Annotated in this window: 20 protein-coding genes; 2 read left to right on the forward strand and 18 right to left on the reverse strand. The window is 60.5% G+C overall.

Features of this window, described 5'->3' with window-relative positions; genetic code table 11:
- Positions 1–5: 5 nt before the first annotated feature.
- Genes ACH6CX_RS05840 through ACH6CX_RS05885 form a run of 10 tightly spaced genes read right to left on the reverse strand, consistent with a single transcriptional unit; the run spans position 6 to position 10,511 of the window.
- A complete protein-coding gene (locus ACH6CX_RS05840) occupies positions 6–557 on the reverse strand; it encodes a phage baseplate assembly protein V (RefSeq protein WP_232941847.1) in 552 nt (183 codons plus the stop codon).
- Complete coding sequence (locus tag ACH6CX_RS05845) at positions 554–1,792, reverse strand: hypothetical protein (protein WP_232941849.1); 1,239 nt, start codon at positions 1,790–1,792, stop codon at positions 554–556. Before ACH6CX_RS05845 ends, ACH6CX_RS05840 begins: the two co-directional genes overlap by 4 nt.
- A gap of 1 nt (position 1,793) precedes the next feature.
- On the reverse strand, positions 1,794–2,078 hold the full coding sequence (locus ACH6CX_RS05850; protein WP_232941851.1) for a hypothetical protein: 285 nt from the start codon (positions 2,076–2,078) through the stop codon (positions 1,794–1,796).
- A gap of 11 nt (positions 2,079–2,089) precedes the next feature.
- The gene (locus tag ACH6CX_RS05855; RefSeq protein ID WP_232941853.1) at positions 2,090–2,791 is read right to left on the reverse strand and encodes a hypothetical protein; all 702 of its coding nucleotides are present in this window, start codon (positions 2,789–2,791) and stop codon (positions 2,090–2,092) included.
- Positions 2,788–4,686 carry an ATP-binding protein gene (locus ACH6CX_RS05860; RefSeq protein ID WP_334078567.1) on the reverse strand — a complete coding sequence of 633 codons (1,899 nt, stop codon included), beginning with the start codon at positions 4,684–4,686 and terminating at the stop codon, positions 2,788–2,790. The genes ACH6CX_RS05855 and ACH6CX_RS05860 overlap by 4 nt, the downstream gene beginning before the upstream one ends.
- The gene (locus ACH6CX_RS05865) at positions 4,687–6,039 is read right to left on the reverse strand and encodes a Pvc16 family protein (protein WP_334078568.1); all 1,353 of its coding nucleotides are present in this window, start codon (positions 6,037–6,039) and stop codon (positions 4,687–4,689) included. It abuts the gene before it with no gap.
- The gene (locus ACH6CX_RS05870) at positions 6,040–6,897 is read right to left on the reverse strand and encodes a hypothetical protein (protein WP_334078569.1); all 858 of its coding nucleotides are present in this window, start codon (positions 6,895–6,897) and stop codon (positions 6,040–6,042) included. It lies immediately after the preceding gene.
- A 13-nt stretch (positions 6,898–6,910) separates the two neighbouring features.
- Positions 6,911–7,666, reverse strand: coding sequence for a hypothetical protein (locus ACH6CX_RS05875; RefSeq protein WP_334078570.1), 756 nt, complete (start codon positions 7,664–7,666; stop codon positions 6,911–6,913).
- A gap of 14 nt (positions 7,667–7,680) precedes the next feature.
- Positions 7,681–8,157, reverse strand: a complete 477-nt coding sequence (locus ACH6CX_RS05880) for a phage tail protein (RefSeq protein WP_232941862.1) — start codon at positions 8,155–8,157, stop codon at positions 7,681–7,683.
- 11 nt (positions 8,158–8,168) lie between these two features.
- Positions 8,169–10,511 carry a phage tail sheath C-terminal domain-containing protein gene (locus ACH6CX_RS05885; protein WP_237063671.1) on the reverse strand — a complete coding sequence of 781 codons (2,343 nt, stop codon included), beginning with the start codon at positions 10,509–10,511 and terminating at the stop codon, positions 8,169–8,171.
- A 1,452-nt stretch (positions 10,512–11,963) separates the two neighbouring features.
- On the opposite strand from ACH6CX_RS05885, the gene ACH6CX_RS05890 reads away from it, so the two are divergent.
- Positions 11,964–12,140 carry a PLD nuclease N-terminal domain-containing protein gene (locus tag ACH6CX_RS05890; protein ID WP_232941866.1) on the forward strand — a complete coding sequence of 59 codons (177 nt, stop codon included), beginning with the start codon at positions 11,964–11,966 and terminating at the stop codon, positions 12,138–12,140.
- A 45-nt stretch (positions 12,141–12,185) separates the two neighbouring features.
- Here ACH6CX_RS05890 and ACH6CX_RS05895 read toward each other — a convergent pair whose 3' ends face one another.
- Positions 12,186–12,935 carry a hypothetical protein gene (locus ACH6CX_RS05895; protein ID WP_232941868.1) on the reverse strand — a complete coding sequence of 250 codons (750 nt, stop codon included), beginning with the start codon at positions 12,933–12,935 and terminating at the stop codon, positions 12,186–12,188.
- A gap of 466 nt (positions 12,936–13,401) precedes the next feature.
- On the opposite strand from ACH6CX_RS05895, the gene ACH6CX_RS05900 reads away from it, so the two are divergent.
- Positions 13,402–16,116, forward strand: a complete 2,715-nt coding sequence (locus tag ACH6CX_RS05900; RefSeq protein ID WP_396675159.1) for a S8 family serine peptidase — start codon at positions 13,402–13,404, stop codon at positions 16,114–16,116.
- Between the two features lie 340 nt (positions 16,117–16,456).
- On the opposite strand, the gene ACH6CX_RS05905 is transcribed toward ACH6CX_RS05900, so the two are convergent.
- The 7 genes from ACH6CX_RS05905 to ACH6CX_RS05935 all read right to left on the reverse strand — a co-directional run bounded on the left by ACH6CX_RS05905 (position 16,457) and on the right by ACH6CX_RS05935 (position 25,244).
- Entirely contained in the window at positions 16,457–17,641 is a 1,185-nt protein-coding gene (locus tag ACH6CX_RS05905) for a PepSY-associated TM helix domain-containing protein (protein WP_334078572.1), read from the reverse strand.
- Between the two features lie 62 nt (positions 17,642–17,703).
- Positions 17,704–19,803, reverse strand: a complete 2,100-nt coding sequence (locus tag ACH6CX_RS05910) for a TonB-dependent receptor (RefSeq protein ID WP_396675161.1) — start codon at positions 19,801–19,803, stop codon at positions 17,704–17,706.
- 398 nt (positions 19,804–20,201) lie between these two features.
- Positions 20,202–21,575: an NAD(P)/FAD-dependent oxidoreductase gene (locus tag ACH6CX_RS05915; RefSeq protein ID WP_237063665.1), complete on the reverse strand. Its 1,374-nt coding sequence runs from the start codon at positions 21,573–21,575 to the stop codon at positions 20,202–20,204.
- Positions 21,576–21,580: 5 nt separating this feature from the next.
- Positions 21,581–22,861, reverse strand: coding sequence for a kynureninase (gene kynU, locus ACH6CX_RS05920; protein WP_237063664.1), 1,281 nt, complete (start codon positions 22,859–22,861; stop codon positions 21,581–21,583).
- A 12-nt stretch (positions 22,862–22,873) separates the two neighbouring features.
- Positions 22,874–23,704, reverse strand: coding sequence for a cyclase family protein (locus tag ACH6CX_RS05925; RefSeq protein ID WP_237063663.1), 831 nt, complete (start codon positions 23,702–23,704; stop codon positions 22,874–22,876).
- Positions 23,705–23,706: 2 nt separating this feature from the next.
- Complete coding sequence (locus tag ACH6CX_RS05930; protein ID WP_237063662.1) at positions 23,707–24,726, reverse strand: amidohydrolase family protein; 1,020 nt, start codon at positions 24,724–24,726, stop codon at positions 23,707–23,709.
- On the reverse strand, positions 24,723–25,244 hold the full coding sequence (locus tag ACH6CX_RS05935; protein ID WP_237063661.1) for a 3-hydroxyanthranilate 3,4-dioxygenase: 522 nt from the start codon (positions 25,242–25,244) through the stop codon (positions 24,723–24,725). Before ACH6CX_RS05935 ends, ACH6CX_RS05930 begins: the two co-directional genes overlap by 4 nt.
- Between the last annotated feature and the right edge of the window lie 15 nt (positions 25,245–25,259).

A 25,259-nucleotide genomic window follows, 5' to 3' on the forward strand; every position in this document is an offset into this window, starting at 1 on the left:
CCTCCTTACACGACTTTCAGCGCGGCGTTCTTGACGTCGAAGGCAGCGGCGTCGAGGACAACCTTGTTGCCCTGGGCCTCCTGGGTGACGACGTTTGCTTTCAGCGTGATCTCGCCACCTTTTATCGTGATCGAGCCGCCGTTCTTCTTGATTTCGATCTTGATCTCATCCGCGGAGTCGTCGACCTCGATACGGAGTGACCCGGTCTCGAAATGCACCCGGGCAGGGTCATAATCCTGCGCATCGAGTTCACCTTCCTGCCACAGGAACCCGCAATACACGAGGCGGTCAATCCTGCCACCGAGGAACTCCACCCATACCCTGGTTCCCTCCGGTGGCAGCGCAAAAAACCCGATGCCGTCCCCTGCGTAGGGCACGCAAGGGTCAGCCCAGACACCTTTTGAGTCTGTGATGTTGTCTACCCTGATACGCAGGCGGCCGCGACATTTCGGATCATCCCTGTCGATGATTTCGCCGAGGTACTTGCCGTAGAGACGGCCGGTGCTTGGCCGGTAGAGTTCGTCGATTGTGGGACCGCGGTTCGGAATGTCGCTCATACCATTTCTCCAGTTGCACCGGGCACCCCGGTCTCGTCGGCTGCACCGTATTCCCTGCCGTCGCTCTCCAGGACGGCATCCATCCAGTGTCCATCGATGCGGATCACGTGCGTCGCGTCGCTGATACGAAAGAGCCTGTTCGCCACGGCCTCCGGTACTCCCTCCAGCGTCGCCAGTTCGTTGGGGATGCAGAGCTTCTTGAGCATCGCCAGGGTTGTTGAGAGCTTTACCTTGCGGTCAAAGGCGCGCTCTTGCTCGAGTGCCTCATTGACCTGCTCGCCGTCCCCCCCCGGCTGGACAGCCCGGGGCACGAAATGAATGCCGGGGGTGTCGTCGTCGGGAGGCGGTTCCAGTGGGTTTGTCGGTGGTGAGGGAACACCGGGTGTGGTCTGGCTGCCTGATTGTTCGGGCATGGTCTGGACGTTGCTGCCTTCAGACATTACTTCGAAGCTGGTCACATTGGGGCAGGAGGCGCGATTGACATTCACCTTGAAACTGATTGGCCCGGTATCCTCCCCTCCGAGAACCGGCAGCGCCTGGGCGGCAGCGGCAACACCGCCGGTTGATGGCGCACCGCCCTCCTCGAAATAGGGGGAGCGGGCCCAGTGGATCTTTGGTGTCACAGTCACGCTGGGCTCGCTGTCGTCAAGCGGGTTGAGGTCACCCAGCCCGGGTGTCGCCTCGGGCACGCGGGCGTAGCTGACCCAGAAGTTGTGACCGAAGGCAATGGCCTGCGTCCGCAGGAAATCGAGGTTGTTACTGTTCTGCCCAAGTGGGTTTTCTTCCTCGTCGAGCTCGTTGTTCTCCGGCGCGTCGACGTGGTGCTCGGCGAAGTCCTGCTCGATCAGGTGTTTCATGACCGCGTCAACCTGGCCGGACCAGGCGCCGGTATAGCTCCGTGCCGCCATGATTGTGCGGATGTCCTGGCCGCGATAGAGAATGGTCGAGCCGACGCCACCCTGGGTCTGATGCTCCTCCACTTCGCTGACCTTGCCCTGGAACAGCACGTGCCACTCGCCCCGGTCCCGCGGCCGGACAAGAACCGCGACCTTGCGACCCGGGGCGAGCAGCCGGTGGCGCACGCCCTGCCGGTCGGGCAGGTCGTGCATGAGGATACTGAAGCTCGTCGGGTCATTGAGTTTGTGCTCGGAGCGGATCTCCAGCACACACTGGCGCTGTTCCCGGGTCCACGGGGTTCCCCCGCTGCCGCTGACGATCTGGATAGTCGAAAGCATCTCAATCCTCGTCCGTCGGGATGCGGATCCGCGCCTGGGCGAGAACAGCATCAGGCAGCAGGCGCCCGTTATGCGCTGTGATCTCCCAGAACGCTTCGGCGCGCTTGAGATAGAACCAGGCGAGATGATCCAGCCGTTGGGGGTCCTTCGTGATATGCGTGCCGCGGTTCCGTCTCGCCGGGATAACGGCAGGCTTGACCGCCAGCACCTCGCGCCCGCGCGGGTCAGTGGTCTTGAAGGGCTGTGAGTGCTTTGTATAACGGCTATCGGGGGAGAACTTGGCCATCGTTTCCTCATTCAGATTGGCGCGATGAGTCGCCAGAGTGGCGACAGGTCGGCGAGGTTGGCGACCGCCAGCAAATCACTTTGCGCGCGGGTGTATTCATAGGCGGCGATTGCGATTTCGGCGGCATCGCTGTTGCTGCAGCGGAAGTAGTCGGGCGTCAGCACTTTCAGCTCCATTGCCACCGTCGCCCGGATCGGGTAGTAGAGCGCATCGTGTTGATGCTCGGTAACTGTGAAACTCTCGATCTGGACCGGCAGGATTATCCGTGCACCCAGCCAGAGAATGACCGGAGCCACCTCGGGCGGGGTGTAATCCGATGAGCCGGTGTTTGTGAGGTCGGCCACCGACTGCAAAAGATCCCCGACCAGGCCCTTGGTAGGCTCTATCATCTTGCGCAGCGCCGCCAGGCGCGCTTCAACGCTGAACGAGTTCGGTGGGACCAGTGAGCCCTTCGCGGCATAGGGATCGATCTTGATCTCGAAGCCGGTGAACTTCTGCGGTACCTCAATCGGCTGCACCGGTGCGCCGGGGCTGGGGGCGCCTTCCTCCGCCTCGGCCTTCCAGGGAGTGAAGTTACGGGTCAAGGTCTCGGGGTTGATGTCGAACTGCACAACGTTGGGAATGTTGCCGGCAATCCCGGCGATGCCGGATTTCGGGTTGAGCTGGATCAGTGCGCCCTTGACGGACTTTACCGGGGGGGCAGTCAGGGTCATGACGGGACCTCCGAGATCTCCGGGTTGCCGTAGGAGAGCACACGGCCCAGTTCACGCTTTCCGGGCAGGCGGCCGTTCTGCCGCGCTTCGGCCAGCGTCGCGCGCCGCAGCGCATTAATGGTCAGCACGTCTTTTCCACTGGCGGCTCCCTGTGCGTAAGCGTTTAGCACGACGGCCTTGATGCGCGCGCCGGAGAAACTGAATGCGGGACCCAGGACCTCTGAAAATGCCAGAACGTCCTCTGCCGGTTCGAAAGGTGACAGGGCGAGGCGCCACAGTTTTGTGCGCTCGGACTCGCCCGGCGGCTGGAAGTCGAGCGTATGGCGGATACGGCGCAGCATGGCCTCATCGATTTCCTGGGGCCGGTTGGTGGCGAAGATCACCGTACCCTCGTAGGCGTTCTCGATCAGCTGCAGGAAGTAGGCGGTGTTCTGGTTGTCGGCCCGCGCGATCTCGTTGCGAGTGTCCGTCCGCTTCGAGACGACAGCATCAAACTCGTCGATAAACAGAATCGCGCCGGACTGGCTCGCGGCCCGGAACATTTTGCGCAGGTTCTTGTTTGTCTCGCCGCGCCATTTACTGACAAGGCTCGCCACGTCCACGCGGAAGAGCGGCCTGCCCGCTGCGCCCGCCAGAACCCGGGCGCTCAGCGTCTTGCCAGTGCCGGGGGGGCCCTGCAGCAGGATCGAGAGCGCCCGTTCCTGAACATAGACCCGGGCGACCTCGGGCCTGTTCATCAATTCGTGCTGGGTCTGTATCTGGGCCACCAGGTCCTCGAGCTGTTCCCGCATGGGCGGATCCAGGACAAGATCGTCGAAGCCCACGTCGGTCGACAGTTCGATTGCCCAGGCGTGGAGGGCGCGCGTACTTCGTCTTACGGCGCGACGTGCGAAGAGGTCGATATCGGACGACGGCGCAGTCTCAATCAACCGGGCATCCACGCCGCGAATGGCGGCCACACGACGAAGCTTGTTCTCAGGTGCATCGGGAAAGCGCTCGCGCAGCCGCGCGCGCAGGGCATCACGGCGGGGGGCGGGAATCTCGAAGCTGAGGTACCGGTGCGTCCTGGAAGTTCGGGCTGGCTGGCTTTCTACATTCGGAATGAACTGGAGCCGCGCGGAGGGCGAGATGCCCGGCTCGAGGAGCTGGGGTTCGGGGGCCTGCCAGCAGAGCGCCGCGTTCTGGACAGTGATGAAACGGTGGATACGCAGAACCTGGTCGGGAGTGAACGGTTCCTCCTGTGCCTGCACGACCCACAGGCTGGTGTTCAACATGGATGCCACTCCTGCGGCAACCCGGGTGAAGTCAGTCTCGGGGCTGCCTGTCAGTTCGCAAACGATACAGTGCGCCTTGCTGCCCTCGACCCGGATGGCCTGTGCCATGTTTTGCAGGACCTTTTCATCAGCAGCCTGTCCCTCCTCGACGCGCGTCAGTAATTGCTGGAGTGCCGGTTCCAGGCCCGGCCTGCCGGCCAGCCATTCGATCACTGCGAGGTCGATGTCAAAAGCCATCGGGGCCCCGGGTCCCATATCGCGGGCACGGACGAGCTGCCAGAGATTCAGGGCGCTGTCCGAGGTGTAGATTGGTATCCGGCCCAGCCCGAAGGCCTCCCTGACGAGCGCTTCATGGATATAGGGGAATGCGGACCTTTCGCGAATGGCTGCCTCGAGAGTGGGGTCGATATGTTGTGCAATAAGGCAGGTCAGCAGGTCACACTCGGGTTGTGTCAGGCCCAGCATCTGGACAAGCTTTGCAAAGCGCGAATTTTCCGGGTCGCTGAGCCGGGCGCGCAGCATCGCCACCTGCTCGCCGTCGTGGCGACCGGTCAGCTTTTTTTCAGTGAGTTCGACGATGGCATCAATGTCGATGGCATAGAGTTCGGCGAAGCTGCGCATCTAGGTACCCCCCACCCAGAACGGCTGGCTGACGGCGTTGCGGATCCAGAGCTGGACATAGGCCAGGGCATTCTCGTCAGCGTCGTCGGACAGCACATAGTCGATTCGCCTTGGTCCGGCAATGGCGGCGTCTCCCGCCTGGAGGCCGGCCGCAGAATCGCGCACGTGATAGACCGCACCACCGATGGCCAGCCGCAGGAGACTGGCATGGTTATCCGCGGGCGCCATCGTCTCCAGGTCGAAGTTACCATCGAGGTCGAGCCGGAAGCGCCGACCGGAGACGAGGTCGGCCTGCGCGATGTGGGGATTCAGTGTGAAAGGCAGGCGGTTGGACGGGATCTCGAAGGGCACCGGTTCGCCGCCCTGCATCATGGTCTCGCTGGTCAGGACACGAATCTGCGCATCGCCTGGCTCAAGTGAGAGTGGTTGCATCACGCCGGCGACCGGACGGGCGACCACTGCACCGGTGGTTACCAGAACTTCACCGCGCTCGTCATCGATTGCCCAGCCGTTCGCGGCGTTAGCCTCGAAGTCGACGCGGAAGGTTTCCATGGTATCGCCCACGGGCACTGTGAGTTCGATATCCACGAACTGGTCAATGGAAGTGCCGCGGAGCACGAGAACGCGGTCTTCCGGTCCTGCGCCCGGGAACAGCTCGGCCGGTGTGCGGTTGAATTGTCGCTTTGAAGTTCCGCCCGCTCCGGGAATGGTTGCGGTGATTGTGCTCGAGATACGCTGCAGGCGCGGCCCCATGTTGGGCAGCGTCGCGTCACCGACAGTCAGGATCGGCCCGGAAAGTTCCTGCGGCATCTCCGGCTGTAGCCGTACGTTCTTGACCCTGAAATATAGGCTCGGTCGAACCGCACCGCCGTCATAGGCGGGCCAGACATTGAGCGCCTCGCTGCCGGTTTTGACGACGACTTCGATCTCGAAGTGGTTGCCCGCCCCGACGAGGGCGTCGTCGAAGACCGGGACCGTCCCGATCGAGACGTCCTCGTCCAGTTCAGAATGGTCCAGCAGTGTCGCCAGGGCATGACCCAGGAGATCCTGCTCGGACAGGTGCGGAAGCACTCCGGTCGCCTGGTAGACAGTGAGGTGGTAATGAAGTGTCACTGGCTTGGAGAAGAACACCGGGCGGGACGGACTGGCAGCAGGTTCCTCCGCGGCGTCGGGCTTTCCCTCGGGATGCAAGTGATACAGGAAGATGTTGACCAGGTTGGTTGTGGGCGACACGTCCAGCGGTGAAACCGAACTTGTATTGACGGTAAGTACGCCCCCCATACGCCGCTCGATATTGGCCGCGAGCAGGGTCTCCAGGGTTGATGTGACCTGGGAAAGCTGGGTGACTGCCATCTAGCGCTCTTCCTTCTTCCAGGCCGCGGCGAATCGAATCGGGCCGATTCTCGAGGCCTCGGCTGCAGTTCGGGGTGCAGGCCTGGCTGGCTGTTCGGCGCGGCTCTCGTTCGTGTGGTGATGGTGGATCTCGGTAACGACTTCCCGTGTCACCTCGCGCACGGGTTCGATGTCGGTGGGAATCGGGTTGTCACGCACCTCGGGCTCGAAATCGCTGGGAGATACAAGGGGCTGCTGGGGTTCGAACTCGCCGTGCAGCCGGGCAAGGGCCCGGGCCAGCTCTGTCTCGATCGCAGCCAGTGCAGGACCGGGATCCTGCTCCACAGGCTCGGTGGGTTCGGGTGCCGGATGCCCTTCCGCTGGTGCACGAGATTCAGTCTCTTCCGGCTCCGGCTCGAAAACCATGTTGTTGTCGACATTTTCGAAGTGTTCGTGGATATGCGTGGTTGAGTGGTCGACATGCTCTCGAACATAAATATCGGGGTCCGTAGCCTGTATCGGCTCCTCGATGCCGGAGTCGGGTGCCGGGGGAATATCGGCAGGTCGCTCTATGACCCGAGTTTCGTGTGCGACAATTTGCTCGTTCGGTTCGAGCGGTTGGGCCTGTGTTGGCTGTGCGGGGGGCTCCCGCTCGGGCGGGGATCGGTGAACGGTCTCCCGAAAATCATCGGGTTCGGGAAGCTCGGGATGGGCGAGCGGCAGGTTCACGTCGTCGGGTCCGGTAGCAGCCCCGACATCCGAAAATGGCAGGTCTGGAGTGGCAGCTTCGGTGATCGGGTCCGTCCATGGGGCATCCGTGCCTGTTATAGGCTCAGCAGGGCGATAACTTTCCAGTATGTCTTCGAAGTAACCTGACATTGCTCTATCGCCCTCAGCGGCTACTACGTGCGCGACCGCGCTGCACTTGGATAGTGTCGACCAGCGCAACTCGTGTCTGGCGTGGCAGGTCGAGGATGTCCGCGGCGGACCAGTGATAGCAGGAAGCCAGCACATGAATGTCGGCCAGGAGCCTGTGCAACCAGGTGCGAAGTCGTGAGGCAAGGTGGTTTCGCAGGACGAAGCGCTTACGCACGATTTCCCCGCAGCGCGGGCAGGGGGACTCGATGTCGTCCGCCAGGATCGGGCAGGCCCTGGCAACTTCCGCCTCGAACTCAGTTATTTTCTCCGGGTGAAGGTCTGTGCCACCTTGCCAGAGCCGGCGAGCCAGGACGCGCTGGTCCCGTTTTACTGATTTCAGGATCGACTGCGTGGGGAGCACATACGGTGCGCCATCAAAGGTTCTCTCCCTGTCCGGTTTCACCGCGTCGCGGATACTGGACAGCCAGGTGCCGAGATAGAACGCCACGGAGAATTTCTTGCTGCAATCCGGACAGTCCACGTTCTGGTCGATGGTGGTGCCAAATGTACCTGCATAGACATGTGCCAGCATCAACTCGTAGTCGATCAGCGGAAGCTCTGGCAGGTCATCCGGTAACAAACGGTCATCGCCCTGGACAAGCGCTGTCGGCATCAGCTGGTCAGGATTCGCGCCCAGCCGAAACAGCGCCTGCTCGTCCAGAGGGCGGCAAAGGTAGCTTCGTCGTTTCCCGACACCATAAATGACCTTCCCCCCTATCATCTGCGCCACATAGCCTCCCGTGATCAGGGTTCCAGGTATTTCGTCAGGCTGTATTCATATTGCAGCGAGAAGGTCAGGAATGTGTTTGCCTCGGCGTTGGAGTCCAGCGCGTCCCAGGCGATCGAAGTCGGCAGGCAGGAAAACAGCTCATGCTGGATGCGTGGGCGCATCTGGCTGTCCTTGACGTGGATCATCAGGTTTTTCTTCATCCCATCAACCGAGATTGCACCGGCGCTAACGGGGCTGTGTACCTGTTCGAACCAGTTGAGCAACGCGACGTCGAGCACCTGTGCCTGCTTGATCTCACAGGCCTCATAGGTCACCGCACCAGGGCTGTAGACCGAGTAAAGCTGGGTGCCGTCCTTGGAGGGGTTCGCCGCTACACTCGACTTGATGGCACCGATGGCGGTGACAGCGGCAACTGACTGCCCTTCGAGAAACAGCTCGAAATAGGCGTTGGTCAGCGGGGTCGGACGAACCGTGACAGGCGTAATGGGCATGGTCGCCCTCCTTAAAATGAGGGTTGCTCAAACTTGTGCTGAACATGAAGGTGAATAAACTCAGCTGGGAACAAGGGTGCGAAGAAAACCCAGACGTTCATGATGCCGAGCGCGATATCTGTAGGGGACGTGGTGGTCTCATCACAACGCACGTTATAGGCTTCATCGACAGTCGCGCCGCGAAACGCTTTTTTCTCATAGAGTCCGTGCATGAAGGCGCGGCACATCATCTCGATATTCGCCCAGGTAACCCGGTTATTGGGTTTGAAAACAAATTCCTGCAGCGCTGCCTGAAGAGAGTTCTTGATAAAGTCCGTGGTCATCCGGACGGGAATGTAGGCGAAGTCCCGGTTCGAGAAAGCATCATCACCCGCCAGCGTGCGAACGCCCCAGCTGACGTTGCCGGTCGACTTCGCACGCAGTGCATTGATTCCACGCGGATTGATAACGCCGTTGTCGGCGTCCGACATCGGGTACTCGAGGCCTGTAACCCCGACGAGCGGTGCAGAGAGGCCTGCGGCGGCGTTCCACACACCGAGCCGCCCGATGGTCGAGGCGATCACGCCCGCCATGGTGCCGGAAGGATCAATGTGCACCTGGGTGCGCCCGTAGGGCGTCCTGACCCGCGGCCAGAAGACACAGGTTACCTCGGGGATCACGCCGCTCTTGAAGTCGATAAGCTGGGCTTTTGCGGTGACCTCGTCGACCGTCGACCAGGCGTTCTCGTCACTTCTCGGGTCCATGATGAGAAGGGCGTTCTGTTCACGGCAAAATGCGCTGGCTGCGCCCCAGATTCCGCCGCGCTGGTCATCGCTCTGTTCATGACCGCGAGGCAGAATCAACATATTGAAGATATCGACTTCACGTGAAACCCGCTGGAACACGGCCTGGTAATCCGCGAGGACCGGCGCCTGGCCGTCGCTACCCATAGTCGCGCCACCGGCCTGTCCGAGGCTGAACGCCGCGCGAATTGCCGCGGCTGAATCCAGGTAGGCAATTGCGCCTCCGGTATCAAAGCTTCCCGCTTCTGAGGGCGCTAACATGCCGTCGTTGCGGACGGCCCGGACCCGGTAACCGATACGGCTGAACGTCCAGGTATTGCCTAGCGGGTCGGCAGCATTCAATGTTGCCACCAGGCTATCGAGATTGTTGGCAAAATTCGCCAGCGAGAGTGGTGTGTCGCTGTCCCCGTCCCCGTCGTCCATCGGGCTGGTCGCGCTGGGGATACCCCAGGTCAGCCCCGTGAGGCTGCCGTCTGTGGTGCCATCCCCGAAATCAACCGGCCACGGCTCCGCCCCGACACTGAGCGGTGCCTCGAGCGGTGAAATGTCGTCCGCCGAAGCGAAAGGGCGCGTCGTAACACCGGTCATCACGGGTCGGTATTGGGAGTAAAGGCCAACCTCCAATCCGCCCTGCAGGCTGCCGAGCGCGAGGGTTCCTGTACCGTCGTTATGCCCCGCAGGAAGGATGCGGATCGAACGGGTCCCATCTGTGCTGTCCACTGCGATGCGCAGCGCGGAGGAACCGTGCCCGCTGTCGTGAGCAGTCACGTGTACATGGGCCGAGAGACCACGGGCTCCCAGCGAGGTGTTGATTGCCTCCTGGATAGAGGCCAGGGTGATTGGCTGGGTCAGCGTTACCGGTACCTGCTCACGCCCGTCAATCTCGACGATGATCCCCAGGTCGTTGCCGATGCCGGACAGGAAAGTACTGAGATCGGCAAAGTAAAAGCCGGACTGGCTGTAGACCAGGTCCTCATTATTAATCGTGAGGTCCGGCGGGGCGTGCTCGGTGGTCACACGGACCAGCCGGGAATTTCCATTCACTACGCGCTGGACGAAGTTGGGCGCCTGCGGGTCCATGGAAAGGTTGGTGAAGGCTTCGCTTTCAGCCCGCCCCAGGCGGCCCTGGTCGTCCACCGTCTCCCGCCAGAGCGTCAGGTTGAAGGTCAGTTCCGGGTCGGGTGTGTCGTAGTCGACTTCGACCCGGATCGCATCGCCGAGAACCCCGGCATCAACCGCGTCAACGCGGAGCACCTCGCTGCCGGGGCCGGCGAATTCGCTCTCGATCACATGATGTGCAGCAACGGCATTATTGGCAGTGCGGACGACTACCGCATCGCCCAAGCCAGCAGTAAAGGCCTGGCGTATCTGAATGCCGAGCTCGCCGTAAGCCAGGTCATCGCCGAACTGCGCGACGTACTGCTCGAAACTGCGAATCGCAACAGGTGTATTAATGGGACCCTTCCGTGCCATGCCGATAGCAAGCAGTCGGCTCGAAATTGCGCCGCGGGCTACAGACTGGCCAGAGGGATGCTCGAAGGTGCGAACACCGGGGGACAACATTATCGACATTATATCCACCTTGGGTTGGCGGGAATCAAAAATGAACCTATCAGTGGGAAATTGTTCCTGTCTATGGTTGAAATTGATGTTGGCGCTTAATCCTCTTACGTCTTATTACATGGAGCACTGGGTATCATTCTGGTGGTGGAGGGTTTCACTTTCGTGAGTGGCCGGTGCCATGCCTGCTTGCAGGTGATGTGTACCAGTTGTGTGGATTAAAATTGCAGGGAATGTTCTTCAGGGGATTTTCTACGGCTGTGAATTGCAAAATATTTTCGGTTAACAAGGTTTCTTTTTCCTGCATTTCTGAAAGTCCGTGTAATTAACCTTGCCGGGCCAATCATCAAAACTGGTTTTTATGGGGCCTGTAGATACGTATTGCGACCCGTGAGAATATGGATAGTGGTGGTTGCAGCAATATGCCCCGTGGCTACAGGCATTAAACCGTATGCCCTGCATGGTGTGTCGGTAACGCCTGTGGGTGGTGGCCGCGGGTTCAATAGGAAAGCAGGATGTGGTTGTAGGAAAGGATTAAAACCGGGAATGCCAGCAGTACCTTGTTACCGTTTTCAAGGCGAAGCCTTGCTTGTAGGGGTAGTCAATAATATTTAGCTAAGTGCGGTTTGGGGGAGAGGCATTTGCTGTTCTTTTCTATCCTGGACATTTTATATTTATGGGTCGCCTGCTTCCCGGGGTGGTGAATTCTCAGGCTCAACAGGGCTTTCCGGAAAGGCGGCACCGAGTCGGCTCTCTTGTTTTTTTCTGTTTGAGTATCTTTCTGCTGCCAGAGACTATCTGGATCTGTGAGGTTGTCTGAAGGTGATTTACTGTCGTTAATGGTTGTCTCCCTATTATGTTGATTTGTCAGAAGTCCATTAATTGATAATAGGGAGGTAAGAGTGCTTTGGATAATAATGCCGTGATAGTGTGGTCGATAAAGACCGGAGGGGACAGGAATCACTGCCTGCCGTGACACTGCAGGGGCAGTAGTGCTGTAATAGCCGAGCGGGGAGAGCTGCAAGGCGCTTCTGGCAAGGTGATGGGTGATCGGTGGGGCTCACTACCGTTGATGCCTTAAAGCAGGTGCCTAGTGCCATCCCGGCTGCCTTACTGTCTGCCCTCGCTCAGTTCCCCTCGATACTAACAGGGGAGTTTTGTACAAACGTTTTATTCTGGCAGCAAAACCATCCTTACAAAGCGGCGGGCCCTGTCTTGTCCGAAGAGCTTTCTCGTGGAGGACGAAACCCGCTGGTGACCACTGGCTGGTGCAAGCGTGTATGCTGCGTGACTGTTGTACTTGCGCGGGGCGAGCTGCCGGTCCCTGGCGCAGAACGCGTGGTATGCCCCGGGTGCCCTGTAGTTTTTCTCCTGGTAGCAAGCGTTCCTGCACTCTACCCGCCCTTGGCTATACTTTTCGCTTTCCTCCATTCGAGTACATGTGAAAATAAAGGGAAGGCAATTATGGAAGCGATACTCGGGATCCTGATCCTTATTGCTGATATTTACGCAATCATCAAAATCCTCCAGAGCCCGGCAGGCGCGCTCAAGAAGATTATATGGGTATTGTTGGTGCTGATTTTGCCGGTGATCGGCCTGATCATCTGGTATTTCGCCGGCCCGGGCGGGAAGGGCGGGTAGATAGCGCCTGGCCAGGTATGGCTTCGGAGCAGTCGTGGTAAGCGTTCAGGCTTCCGGCGCCTGCCCCGGCAGTGACGCATCTTTCCACTGTTCCGGAGATTCGTTTTCAGCCAGTATGCCACAGGTGACCGCCAGGCCCTGGTACGCTGTCCGGGAGAAATAGAATAGCCAAAAAACGATGCCGGCAAACTTGGCGCCGTCCTCCAGCAGGTACGGGTCCGGTAGCCAGTCAAAGGAGTTCTTGTCGATAAATACCGACAGGAAAAAGAATCCCAGGGCGATCGCGAATGGGACGAAATCAGTCTCCAGAATGGTTGTACGGAACTTTGCCAGGTAAGCCAGCATCATCAGTGCGTAGGCGATTAGTACATATCGCTCGCGCATATGGAGGAAGTGTGGGGCTATGTCCTCATGAAACAGGAACAGGTCATCCAGCATCACCAGCGAGGTAATCAGACCGGAGGTGAGCAGGAACAGGCAAATCGCTCTTCTGCCGATTTTCATACCCAGTAAAAGGGCGGAAAACAGGCAGATGGTTGCCGAGGCACTCCATAGCACAATACCGATATTGGAGAGTATGCCCACATAGAAATGCCCCTGGAGGACTGCGGCGGGGTCCCGGGTGAATGTGCCGACGGGGATGCCGGTTGACTCTGAAGCCGCGGATAACGCTATAAGCAGCGCCAGGGTAATGGCCCCCAGTGACAGCAACCAGAATCTCAGTATTTGTAACTGCTGTAAGGCCCGGGTAATCAGCTGTGCGTGGGTATGGCGGGACTTTAACTGCGCTGGCATGGTACTGCCCGTTGATCCTTTCCGTGGCAATGAGGCCGGCTGCCGGTGACACTGCCGGATAAAGCATTATCCTGCCACGGCGCCTGAATACCTCGACTTCTCCTTCCTGCACCCGATCCCTGGGTGGCAGATTAATAAAAGTGTAGACCCGTTATTACCAATGGTTTCCTTTCTGCCCGATGCCGCTGCCAGCGGATATCCGGCGAAGTACACTGGCGCGGGCTGCAGCTCTACTGGTGCTTGCCGCTCGCCCGCCCGGATTCCGGCCCTGCCCGTCGCTGTTTAACCCGTGCCCGGCCTGTGGCTGTATTTGTGCGGCATTTCTGGTTTACACGCAGATCAGGGATTCCCCTATAGAGCTTCGCAGAAGCCCCAACTTACCATCCTGAAGGGCAGCGCCAGCCTGAAATTTGGGCCAGGCCGTTGCGTCCTGACAACAAGTAAAAGATAAGGATGGAGAACCAGTATGTTCCCAACTAACCCCCGCCGTCGTCGATGGCAGGCGTGGCTGTCGGCATCCCTGGCGTTCGCCATGCTGTCGGGCCAGCCCGCTATGGCGGACGATGGCATGATTGACGCGGATCCAGCACCGGAGGCAGTACAACCGGTCACCAGTGGAGACCGCCTGGTGCGCTTTGTGGAGTTGAACAGCAAGCCGCTGTCCGAAGCGCAGGTGAACCCCAGCCGCGAGGCAGCCTACCTGCGTAAGCTGGCGGTCGAGCAGGACGAGTTCCGCGCACAGGCCCGCGCCGCAGGCATCGAGTTCACCGAACGCCGGAACTTCGATGTGCTGTTCAACGGCCTGTCGATCGAGATTGATCCCGAAGACCTGGCCGCGCTGGAGGCACTGGACACTGTCTCTGCCAGTCACCCGATCTATTCGGTGATGGGGGGGCAGTCACCGGTGCCCGCAGAAGCGCCGGAGGGCACCACCCGAGACAACGTGACCGTTACCAACCTGACCGGTGTGCCCGAGGCCCACTCTGCCGGGATTACCGGCGAGGGTGTAGTGGTGGGCGTGATCGACAGCGGTATCGACTACAACCACCCGGCATTCGGCGGCCCGGGCTTCCCGAATGACAAGGTGATCGGCGGCTATGACTTTGCCGACGACGACGCGGATCCCTTTGACGACCGTTACGCCTCCGTTGAGATGCACGGTACCCATGTGGCCGGTATCGTGGCGGGCAAGGACGACATCATGGTCGGGGTTGCACCGGATGCGAAGCTGCGGGTCTACCGCATTTTCGGTACCGAGAATCCCGGCGCGACAGAGGATGTGTTGCTTGCTGCGATGGAGCAGGCGGTGGAAGACGGTTGCGACGTGGTGAATATGAGCTGGGGCAGTAACCGCTATGAAGTGCTGCAGAACGGCGTGATCTCCCGGGCCACAGACCGCATGCTGAGACGCGGTACCGTACCGGTGGTGGCGATCGGCAATAACCTGGCCGGACCCTTCCTGCCCGGTAGCCCGGCAATTGCCAAGAGCGCGATTGCGGTGGCAGCGGCCTATAACAGCAAAGCCACCGAAATGGCATTCAAGGCCTCCAATGGCGAAATCATGCCTTTCCGTGCCATGTACCTGGGCCAGCCGGTTCCCGGCAAGGGCACGTTCGAGGTCGTGGATGCAGGCACTGCCAACTGCGCGGCCCTCCCGGAGGATGTCTCCTACGAGGGCAAGATCGTCCTGCTCAAGCGCGGCCACTGGAGCTGCCGCCCATATATGGCGGTCAACCTCTACGCCGAGGCGGGTGCGGAAGCGGCCATCTGGTGGCAGGATTCCTGGGACCCGGATCGCTTCGCTTCGCAATTCAGCAGCACCATTGAGCGACTGGATATCCCCACCGTGGCAGTGCGTACCGGTGATGGTAGCGAGCTGGCCTCCATGAGCCCGGGGGCCAGTGTCAGCTGGGGTCACTTCTTCGAGGACCCGGCCACATTCCCGGGCAAGACCACCTTCTTCAGTGCCTGGGGCCCGAGCCATGAGCTCGACATGAAGCCGGATGTGATGGCCCCGGGTGGGTACATCTTCTCCGCTATCCCCGGCTATGCCGGTTATTACGGGTTGATGGACGGTACCTCCATGGCAGCGCCGCATGTGGCCGGTATCGCAGCACTGATGCGCTCTGCTAATCCCAGCCTGAAAGCCCATGAGGTCCGCGATATCCTGCTCAGCACTTCAGAGCCGGCCGACTTCACGGTTGATCCGGACCTGGGCCTGCACCCGGTGGCACAGCAGGGCGCGGGCATGGTGAATGCCATTGCTGCCCTGGGAGCCCGCACTAAGGCGGAGCCGGCAAAGCTTTCCCTGGGCGAGTTCGAGGGCAGGTGCCTGTCCCGTGACATAACGGTGGAAAACAAGAGTGATACTGATATCAGCTATCGTGTGTCACATCGCTCTGCACTGACCGTTAACCCGCCGATGACATTCCGCTGGGTTCCCAGCACATCGGCGGCTACGGTTGAGTTTTCCAGTGACAGTGTCGTGGTGCCCGCCTCTGGTGAGGCAAAACTTTCGGTGAGCTTCAGCCAGCCGGTTGATGTTGCCGAGGGTAGTATCCTCTCCGGCTGGATCGAGCTCACTCCCGAAAATGGTGATGGGATCCTGCGGGTACCCTACCTGGGCATCAAGGGCGATTTCCAGGCCCTGCCGGCGATCAACCCGACCTTCACTGATATTAACCAGGGGCTCGACAACCCGTCGCTTCGCCCGGGTAACGTACCCAATTGCGACCTGCCGCCTTACGCACGCCCGCGCTGCTGCAGCGATTCCACACCGGGAGCCTGCGGCTGGTCGATTGGCAAGAGCACCTCAGTAACCCTGGATTTCAGCAACGACAGTATTTATGACGATGTTGCCTTTACCATGCTGTCGCAGGGCTTCCCGATGCTGCGCAAATACCGTGCACGGGTGATCAACACAAGCGGTCGCACGGTGGCCTGGGCCAAGGACCGCTATACCGGCCTCCGGCCGGCAGAGCTGTTCGAGCACTGGGTGCGCAACAGTGGTACCGGCACCGGCATTGATTTCGCACAGTGGGATGGTGTGCTGGAGGACGGTTCGCCCGCACCTGAGGGTACTTACTACATCCGCCTGGAATTCGACAAGCTGGGTGGGGATGGTGTCAGCTATCCGGGCTTCGAGACCTGGACCTCACCGCCGATTACCGTAGTGCGCTAGGTACCTGGCCCACAGGCCCCGGGGCCAAATAAAGTGGGGCCGCGCCCGCCTGTTTTCGAGTGCGGTTCGGGCTGGCGTAAACCCCCGGTTTTCCCAACGGCCAATGCGATTATTGGGCGAGCCCGGTCAATGGGCGATTGGCATCACCGGCCATCGCCCATTTTTTTGTAATCCACTGGAGTGTCCTGCAGCTGTTATCCAGACCGGAAGCGGAGGCGCCCATACCCCCTTGCTGAAGGCGGGGAGCAAACCTGCAAGACATGGGAATGCCTGGCCCTGACGGGCTTCCCGGCACGGAATGGCGTTGCGCAGCTGTTACTCGCATCACCCGGGGATACCTTTACGGTGTCGATCGCAGCCCGGTCTGTGCTGCCTGCTTCCCTTCCCGGGCAGGCTTTTCCGGGGATCGTGATTTTGCCCGCCTCAGGACTCGCTTCTTCCACCAGAGGTAGGCCCCTGTTCCGAACAGCAGGCCCGGGACCAGTCCGGCCAGCAGCACCAGCCAGCGGCCGGCCAGGCCGAGGGCATCGCCATTATGCAGCGGGAACTGCCAGCGCAGGATTTTGTTGCCGAGCGGTATCGTGGTGACATTCTCGACCATCAACACCTCCCCACTGTACTGGTCCACGCGTGCGAAGCTGGCTCCATAGTTTTGCCACACCTCGCCGGCAGCGCGGAAGGAAACCCCGTAGCTGTCCGCCGCATCCTGTGGCAGGTAAATACGTTTCAGGACACCGCCGGGAAATTCCTCCTGTGCGATTGCTGCGGCGCGGTCCGGGGAAATCGGCTGGCCGCGGTCTGTGTGTGAGCCGGGCAGGGCAGCCAGGGGCTCGGTGGGGAACACGGCACTTACCACGGCCCGCACCTGCTGTGGGAACACCAGGGTGACGCCGGAGAAGCTGGTGACCAGCAACAGCGGCAGGAAATAGATGCCGAATACCCGGTGCACGTCGAAGTAGAAGCGGAAGCGGTTGCCGCTGCGGGAGATGCTGAACGCCTTGCCCCAGCGCCGGCCGCCGGTGCGGCTCCTTTTCGGCCACCAGAGCACGGCACCAGTGATACAGAACACCATCAGTAACAGCCCCATCAACCCGACCACGGTCTTGCCTTGCTTGCCGGACAGCAGGGTGTAGTGCAGCCGATAGAGCCAGGTCATGGTGTAACCGGGGGTGCCCCAGCCCCGCACGGCCAGAACTTCGGCATCGGTGGGGGATACGCTGACCTCGATGGGCCCCGGCGCGCCCTCTGCACCCGGGAAGCGCACGACATAGGGACTGCCGGATTGTCGCGGGGTCATCAGGCGCTTGGGGGCGGGATTACCGGGCACAGCGGCGCGGGCCGCGGCGAGAATATCCGCGTAGCTGGCCGGCGCCTCACTGGGCCTGAATGTGACGGTGTGTGGCGCCAGCTGTTCATCGAGCGCATGGTCGAACACCAGCAGGCTGCCGGTGAGGCTGATCAGTGACAGCAGCAGGCCCAGGAACAGGCCGGCGTACTTGTGCAGGGTGAACAGGGCTTTGCGCATGGTGAACTCGGTTATCCCGCCCGGCCGGTTATGGCCGGCGCGGCGGGTTTACGGGAGTTGGATCAGAATACCCGGGAGTAAGACAGGTTTACGCTGCGCCCCATGCCCTTGAAGTTGCGGATATCGTTGCCCGCGGTCTGGGAGTAGTAGGTAAAGTAGTCTTCGTTGGTCAGGTTCTGGATCCCCAGTGCGAACTCGCCGGACAGCGCCTGCAGCTGCGCACTGGCATCGATGGTTGCGTAGCCGTCAAACTCGGTGGTGACGTCGCCGTCGGCGTTCTCAAAATCCCGGTCCATCAGCCAGTTGGCCTGCAGGCGGGTAGAGAGGTTGTCGGTCCAGTTGCGGGCCCAGCTCAGGTTGATGCGGTTGGGCGCGATGTTGCGGCCGTCCAGGTCGGTATCCACACTGCCGTCCTGGTCCGAATCGTAGCGGCCCTCGGTGTAGGCATAGCGCAGCTCCAGGGTATCGCTGCCGCTCACGAACCACTGGCCGCGGGCTTCCACGCCGTCGATCTCGGTCAGCTCGCGCTTGACGCTGTATACGCCGTCCGCGCCCAGGGCCAGGCGCTGGCCGATATCGGAGTCCGACGTATAGTAGGCCAGCTGGGCGGCGAAGCGCTCGCTGCTGAAGTCCAGGCCCAGCTCGCGGTTCTGGGTCAGGATCGGCTGCAGGTCGAGGAAGCTCTCGACGCTCTGGCCCGGCTGGTTGATGCCGCGCAGCACCCGGCCCACGTCGGGCATGGAGAAGCCCTCGGAATAATTGGCATAGGCGCGCAGGGCGTCATTGATGTCGTAGGTAGCGCCGATATTGCCCAGGGTTTCACTGAATTCCGGCGAGCCGCCCTCTACCTGCTGGCTGCCGTAGGAAAAGAGGGTGGTGAAGTCTTCGACCTCCAATTTGGAGCGCTCGTGGCGGATGCCCGCGGTAACGGTCAGCCGCTCGATGCCAGTGAATTCGCCCTGAACGTAGGGGGCGATATTGCGGTACTGGGTCGGCGGTACCCAGGCACGGCCGGTCTGCACCAGCTGCTGCCAGGTCTCGTCTTCAAACATGTCCACGCCGTAGGCGAGGCTCACCGGTGCGCCGGCCACCCGGTCTTTCAGCAGGGTCAGCTTGAGGCCCCGCTTCTCGGAGTTGTTCTGCGACTGGTCGAAAACCTCATCACCGTAAGCCGGATCCTGGAAGGTACCGAAGGTGCCGCCGCCGTACGTGCCGGCAAAGTCCTGGGAGAATACCTGGGCACGCAGCCTGTGGCCGAAGATCTCCTCGTTGCTGTACTGCAGGTTGACGGTGGTGACGTCGTTGGAGGGGGCGTCGCCCGGGACCTGGCCCTCGACTGCGGTAGTGGGAATGCCGGCACTGATGTCGCCATCGACGCTGACCCAGTTGTTGTCACCCTCGATCTTGTAGTGGTTGGCGGTCAGCTGCAGGCGCTGGTCGTCCCAGCTGTAACCGGTCTTGATAAAGGCATTGATGGACTGGCTGTCCATGGTGTCGCCCTGGGTGTTGTCAAAGCCGACAATATCGCCATTGGCGTCGTAGCTGATGCCGGTGTCGCGATAGCTGAGGCTGGCCAGCAGGTCCACGTCATCCACCTTGCCCGACAGGCTGTAGTTGCCGCCGTAGCCTGCGGTCTCGCCCAGGTCTTCCGGCTGCAGGGTGGATTCCACGCGCAGGCTCTGCTGGAACTCGTCGCTGGGAGTGCGGGTGACCAGGTTGATGATGCCACCGGATGCGCCCATACCGTGGATGGCATTGGCGCCGTGGATGACTTCCACACGTTCCAGCATCAGCGGGTCGATGGTGTGTCCATCGCGCCCGCCGTTGCGCAGCGGGTTGGACTGGGGCACGCCATCGATCAGGTACAGCGGCTTGCGCCCGCGCAGGCTCTCACCGGAGCTGGTCATTTTCTGCCGGCTGGGGGAAAAGCTCGGGATCAGGTTGCCCAGCACGGTGGACAGGTCACTGGTGGCAGCCAGCTCGCGGGTCAGTTCGGCCTCGTCGATCAGGGTGACGGTATTGGGGATACTGCTCAGCGGTTTCTCGGTACGGCTGGCGGTAACCACTACTTCCTCATCGATTCGGGCGCCGTCTCCAGCGGCATAGGTGGCAGAGCTGGCAGCGGCAATGGCCAGGGCGAGCGTGGTATTCAGGTGGCGCATTTTCGGTTCCTTGATGCGTCGAAAGGTCGGGGATTTACGCGTTGTGGAATGGCCGGTGCAATAAAAGTGGCCGTTCTGTTGTACTGTGGCGGCAATGGTAAAGAAAGTGAGAATCAATATCAATAAGGTCTGGTGTGGGCAGGGCCCGGAGGAGCCAGCCGGTGTGAGATCGGGGAGTGGGGGTGAGGACCATTCGCTGGATGGGGCGCACCCGGCCCTTTGCTGGTCATCTTGCGGTGGAGAGATCAGGCAGAGGCGGGTTTCGGTCTCCGGGTTGGGAGGAGGCCGTGGGACTGGAAACGGCACCGCAGGCAGGCCGGTGCTTCCAGCCGGTCAGCTGGTGTCTTTAGCTGTCGATGCTCAGGCAATTGCGGCAGGGCTATAGCCAGCCGTGCGATTCAGGCCGTTGCAGTGGTTGAACCGAAGTGCTTTTTTACCAGTGCTGCCGCCTCCGACCAGTCCACCTCCTCAAGGGATTCTATGCCAGAGGCCAGGGTGTCCAGGATCTGCTGGTTGATTACCCCGCGGCGCTGGGCCTCGGCGTAGGGAATGCGCTGGAACATGACCATGCCATAGCGCGGGGTAAACTGTTCCGGCCAGCGCTTCTGCAGTTCGAAGCCAATCGCCTTCTTGAGCAGGAACTGCGGGTCGTTTACTGAATCCCGCATCTCCACGTAATTTTCCAGCGCCATGTCTGCAATGGCCGCGCCATTGGGTGCGCGCAGGCGGTCATATTCACTGAACACCTGCTTCCAGTCGGCGTAATGTTGCTCTATACACTGGTCCAGTACCACGCAATCCTCAAAGCCACAGTTCATGCCCTGGCCATGGAAGGGGACGATCGCATGGGCGGCATCGCCGATAAGGATCGCCTTGTCGCCAATATGCCAGGGTTTGCAGCGCACGGTCCCCAGCTTCCCGGTGGGATTGGCAAAGAAGTCATCCACCAGCCCAGGCATCAGCGCATCCACATCCGGGAAGTACTCTTCAAAGAACTGGAACACGTCCTCCTGCGTCTGCAGGGCCGCAAAGCTGGCTTCGCCTTTATTGGGCAGGAACAGGGTCACCGTGAAGCTGCCATCCATATTCGGCAGTGCGATCAGCATAAAGCCGCCGCGGGGCCAGATATGCAACGCGTGCTTTTCAATCAGGAAGCCACCATCGGCTCCGGCGGGGATCTCCAGTTCCTTGTAGCTGTGGTCCAGGGGCTCCAGGCTGTCGCTGCCATCCTGGGCAGCCACCAGCGCCTGCCGGACTTTTGAGCCAGCACCATCCGCCCCGATCAGCCTCGAGAAGGTTACTTCGACAGGAGAGCCGCTTTCATCGTCAATAAACACAGCGCAGTTGTTGTCGAAGTCAACGGAATCCAGCCTGTGTGAGAAGTGGATCCTGACATGCCCGGTGTCCTCCGCTGCGTCCAGTAGCAGGTGGTTCAGGTCCCCCCGGGAAATCGAGTAGATGACTTCTTCCTCGGTCTGCCCGTAAGGCTGGAAGTTCTGCTCGCCCCTGGGGTCATGGATCATACGGCCGCGCATCGGGATCATCATTTGCCGGACCCTGTCCATCAGCCCGAGTTGCTCCAGCGGGTAGATACCGCGATTGGCAAGTGCCAGGTTGATGGAACGGCCGGCAGAGATGTCGTGCCGGCGCAGGTCCACACGGCTTTCATAGACTTCCACATCAAAGCCCCGGCGGCCCAGGAAGCAGGCGGCCATGGCACCCACCAGGCCGGCGCCAGCGATGACGATTTTTTCTTTGCTGGTTTCGCGCATTGCCATCACTCGTTACAGGCGGATTTCAGGATTTGTACAAAGCGGTAAATGTCCGTAAAGCTGTTGTACAGCGGGACCGGGGCGATACGGATTACATTCGGCTCCCGCCAGTCTGCGGTAATGCCCGCCGCTTCCAGCCGCCCGAACAGTTCGCGGCCAGTCAGGTGTTTCGCGTCGCAACACAGCGACAGCTGGCAACCGCGTTCGTCCGGGCTTTCCGGCGTGATAACGCGGATAAACTCTGACACTTCAGCATCCAGGAGGTAGCGCAGGTAGCCGGTCAATTTCTCTGATTTCTTGCGCAGGGGCTGGATGCCACCGGCCTGCCGGAAAACATCGAAAGAGGCGCGGATCGCCGCAAGGGAGAGGATAGGGGGATTGGAAAGCTGCCAGCCCTCGGCGGTTGGCATCGGGACAAAACGGTTTTCCATCCTGAAGCGCGTATCCTTGTCATGGCCCCACCAGCCGGCAAAACGGTCCAGGCTGATGTCGCGCGCGTGGTGGCGGTGTACGAAGCAGCCGGCCACCGATCCGGGCCCCGAGTTCAGGTACTTGTAGGTACACCAGCAGGCGAAGTCCACATTCCATTCATGCAACTGGAGCGGGATATTGCCTACCGCGTGGGCCAGGTCAAAACCCACTTTGATACCCCGCGCCTGTGCCGCACGGGTAATGCCCGCTAAGTCCAGTACCTGCCCGGTGTAGTACTGCACCCCCGGCAGCAGCATCAGTGCGATGGTGTCTCCCTGCTCCGCGATCAGTGCCTCGATATCCTCCTGGCGGAGCAGGTCCTCGTTCTCCCGGGGCCTGAGCAGCACCAGGCCGTCCCTGGGATCTATACCGTGATGGCGCAGCTGGCTCTCTACCGCGTAGTGATCCGAGGGAAACGCGTGATCCTCGATCACGATCTTGTAACGCGTCTCACTCGGTCGGTAAAAAGTCACCATCATCAGGTGCAGGTTTACCGTGAGGGAGTTCATCATTACCACTTCGTCGGTGTTTGCACCGACGAGGTCCGCGGCGGTTTCTGCCAGGAACTCGTGGTAGGGCATCCAGGGGTGTTCGCAGTCAAAGTGTCCCTTGACGCCGAGGCTAGCCCACTTGTCCAGTTCCCGAACGACATAGTCGCGAGCCAGCTTTGGCTGCAGGCCAAGGGAGTTGCCACACAGGTAGATTTCCTCGGTGCCATCGCCGGTACGCGGAATCGAAAACTGTTCGCGGAACTTTGCCAGTGGATCGTCGCTGTCCAGTTGGTGGGCGAACTCCAGACCCGATTCATAATGCATGGGTATTCCTCGTTATTCTTCTTCCAGCGGAACCAGTATCGGCCGGCTGGGTGCGGCATCGGTGCGAAAAGCAGGTACCTGCAGGTTCAGGCCGTAATAACCGTCCGGCAGTGCGTCTGGCACAAATATCATTTCAGTGATGGTACGCATGGCATGGGCAGTGTCATCCATCTTTGTGATGCCGCGGGGGACATGCCAGAACTGCCGGTGGTTCGCCAGCTGCCCCTCGTCATACATCTTGTCAACGCTGGGGAAGTCCACCAGCAGGTGATCAAAATTTTGACTGATCCATTCCATGGCCTCCAGGCTCAGGAACACCGGTGGGCAATCCTCCCCATATTCCAGCGCGCACTTTTCGGGGCTGTTTGGCTGCGTCCGGATCACCAGTGCCGGGCAATCGCCGAGCCGCTCCGGAAAGCCGGTGTTATCCAGGGCCTCCAGTAGGGCGTGTCGCGTCACGACACTGTCGGTCGCTTCCGGGTTGGGCCAGTAGCCTTCGTTGCTTTTGGCAAGCTGGACGGGCTGCACTGACAGCAATACAGCGTTTTGCAGGATCGGAAGTGGCAGTTCACCCACAGCCACCTCATCGTCGACAATATGGGAGATGGATTCCGTATGCGTGCCGTTGCAGTGTGGTGTCAGCTGCAGGGTGCGCACGTTGCAGCTGCCCCCGCGGGAGGTATCCCCGACAAAACCGCCGCCCTCCACGGTCGTTACTGTTGCGGTAGGTACCCCGAAGTGGTTGGGCTGTGGGCCGGAAAAATCAAGCGGGATAGCAATGCTGCTGGCCCGCTCATGACACAGGCGGTACCGGACGCGGCCCAGTTCGAGAAAGGTAGCCATAATCAGCTCTCCATAAAGCGGGACTTTTCCAGCCCCAGCCATTCAAGTGCCGTGCCGTGCAGCAATTTGGCCTGCACGTCCTCGCTGTATCCCATCGATCGAATCAGGGCGCCCGGCTCCAGTTCGCCGAGCGGGAAGGGGTAGTCGCTCCCCATGGCGATACGGTCCGGCCCCGCAAGTTCCAGCAGGTAGTTCATCATCTGCGGGTCGTGCACGAGGGAATCGAAATAGATCCGGTCCAGGTAATTGCGTGGGTTAACCGGGTTGTCGACGGCACACAGGTCCGGGCGGACATTGAACCCGTGCTCGATACGGCCAATAGTGGCGGGGAAGGAGCCACCGCCATGGGCAAAGGCCACCTTCAGGCGGGGATATTTCTCGAAAACACCACCGAAAATCATTGAGCAGACTGCCCGCGATGTCTCCGCTGGCATACCCACCAGCCATGGCAGCCAATAGCGGGGCATTGTCTCGCGTCCCATCATCTCCCATGGGTGCACGAAAATTGATGCGTTCAGTTCCTGCGCTGCCTCCCATACCGGATAGAGTTCCGGTGCGTCCAGGTTCCAGCCGTCCACGTTGGAGCCAATCTGGATGCCGACCATCCCGAGCTCCCTGACGCAGCGTTCAAGCTCCCCAACGGCCAGCTCCGGCGCCTGCATGGGTACGGTGCCGAGCCCCACAAAGCGCCGGGGATGCGCGTCGACTACGCCGGCAATGTGGTCATTCAGCATGCGTGACAGGTCGAGGGTATGCTCGGGCTTTGCCCAGTAACTGAACATCACTGGCACCGTCGACAGTACCTGGACATGGACTCCGTGGTTATCGCATTCCTGCATGCGAACAGTGGCGTCCCAGCAGTTGCTCTCCACCTCGCGGAAGAATGTGTCTTCCTTCATCATGCGCGCGCAGCCGCACTTGTGGTGGTCCAGGTGAATAAAGCCCCCGTAACCATAGCGCTCTTTCAGGTTGGGCCAGTTCTTGGGCAGGATATGGGTATGGATATCAATTGTCAGCATCATGCCCCCGGGACTTCCATCACATGTCCGCAAGCGTTGCATGTGCGGTTCTGCTCTGAGGAGAAGAAGCGATCGAATACCGGCGGGAAGTCCTCCTCGATATTCTTCAGGTGGAAATATTCTTCATACAGCAGGTTGTCGCAGTGGTCACAGTACCACTGCAGGCCGTCCTTCTCGTGCGGCAGGCGGGTGCGCTCGATAACGAGCCCCACGGTATTCTCGAAACGCTGTGGTGAGTGGGGAATAAGCGGAGGGAGGAGGAATATTTCGCCTTCCCTGATCGGCACATCGACAACCCTGCCATCCTGCACGGTCTTGAGCAGCATGTCGCCCTCGACCTGGTAGAAGAATTCCGGCCCTTCATCCACGTGGTAGTCCTTGCGTGAATTGGGCCCGCCGACCACCATGATGAAGAATCCGTTTTCCTCGAAGACCAGTTTGTTACACACCGGCGGTTTCAGGAACTGGCGGTGGTCCTCGATCCACTGCTTGAAGTTGACGGGCGGCATCATGTTTTTCATTATTCTGTGGCCTCA

Origin of the sequence: Microbulbifer sp. JSM ZJ756 (assembly GCF_044383805.1) — a bacterium.
Classification (GTDB): domain Bacteria; phylum Pseudomonadota; class Gammaproteobacteria; order Pseudomonadales; family Cellvibrionaceae; genus Microbulbifer; species Microbulbifer zhoushanensis.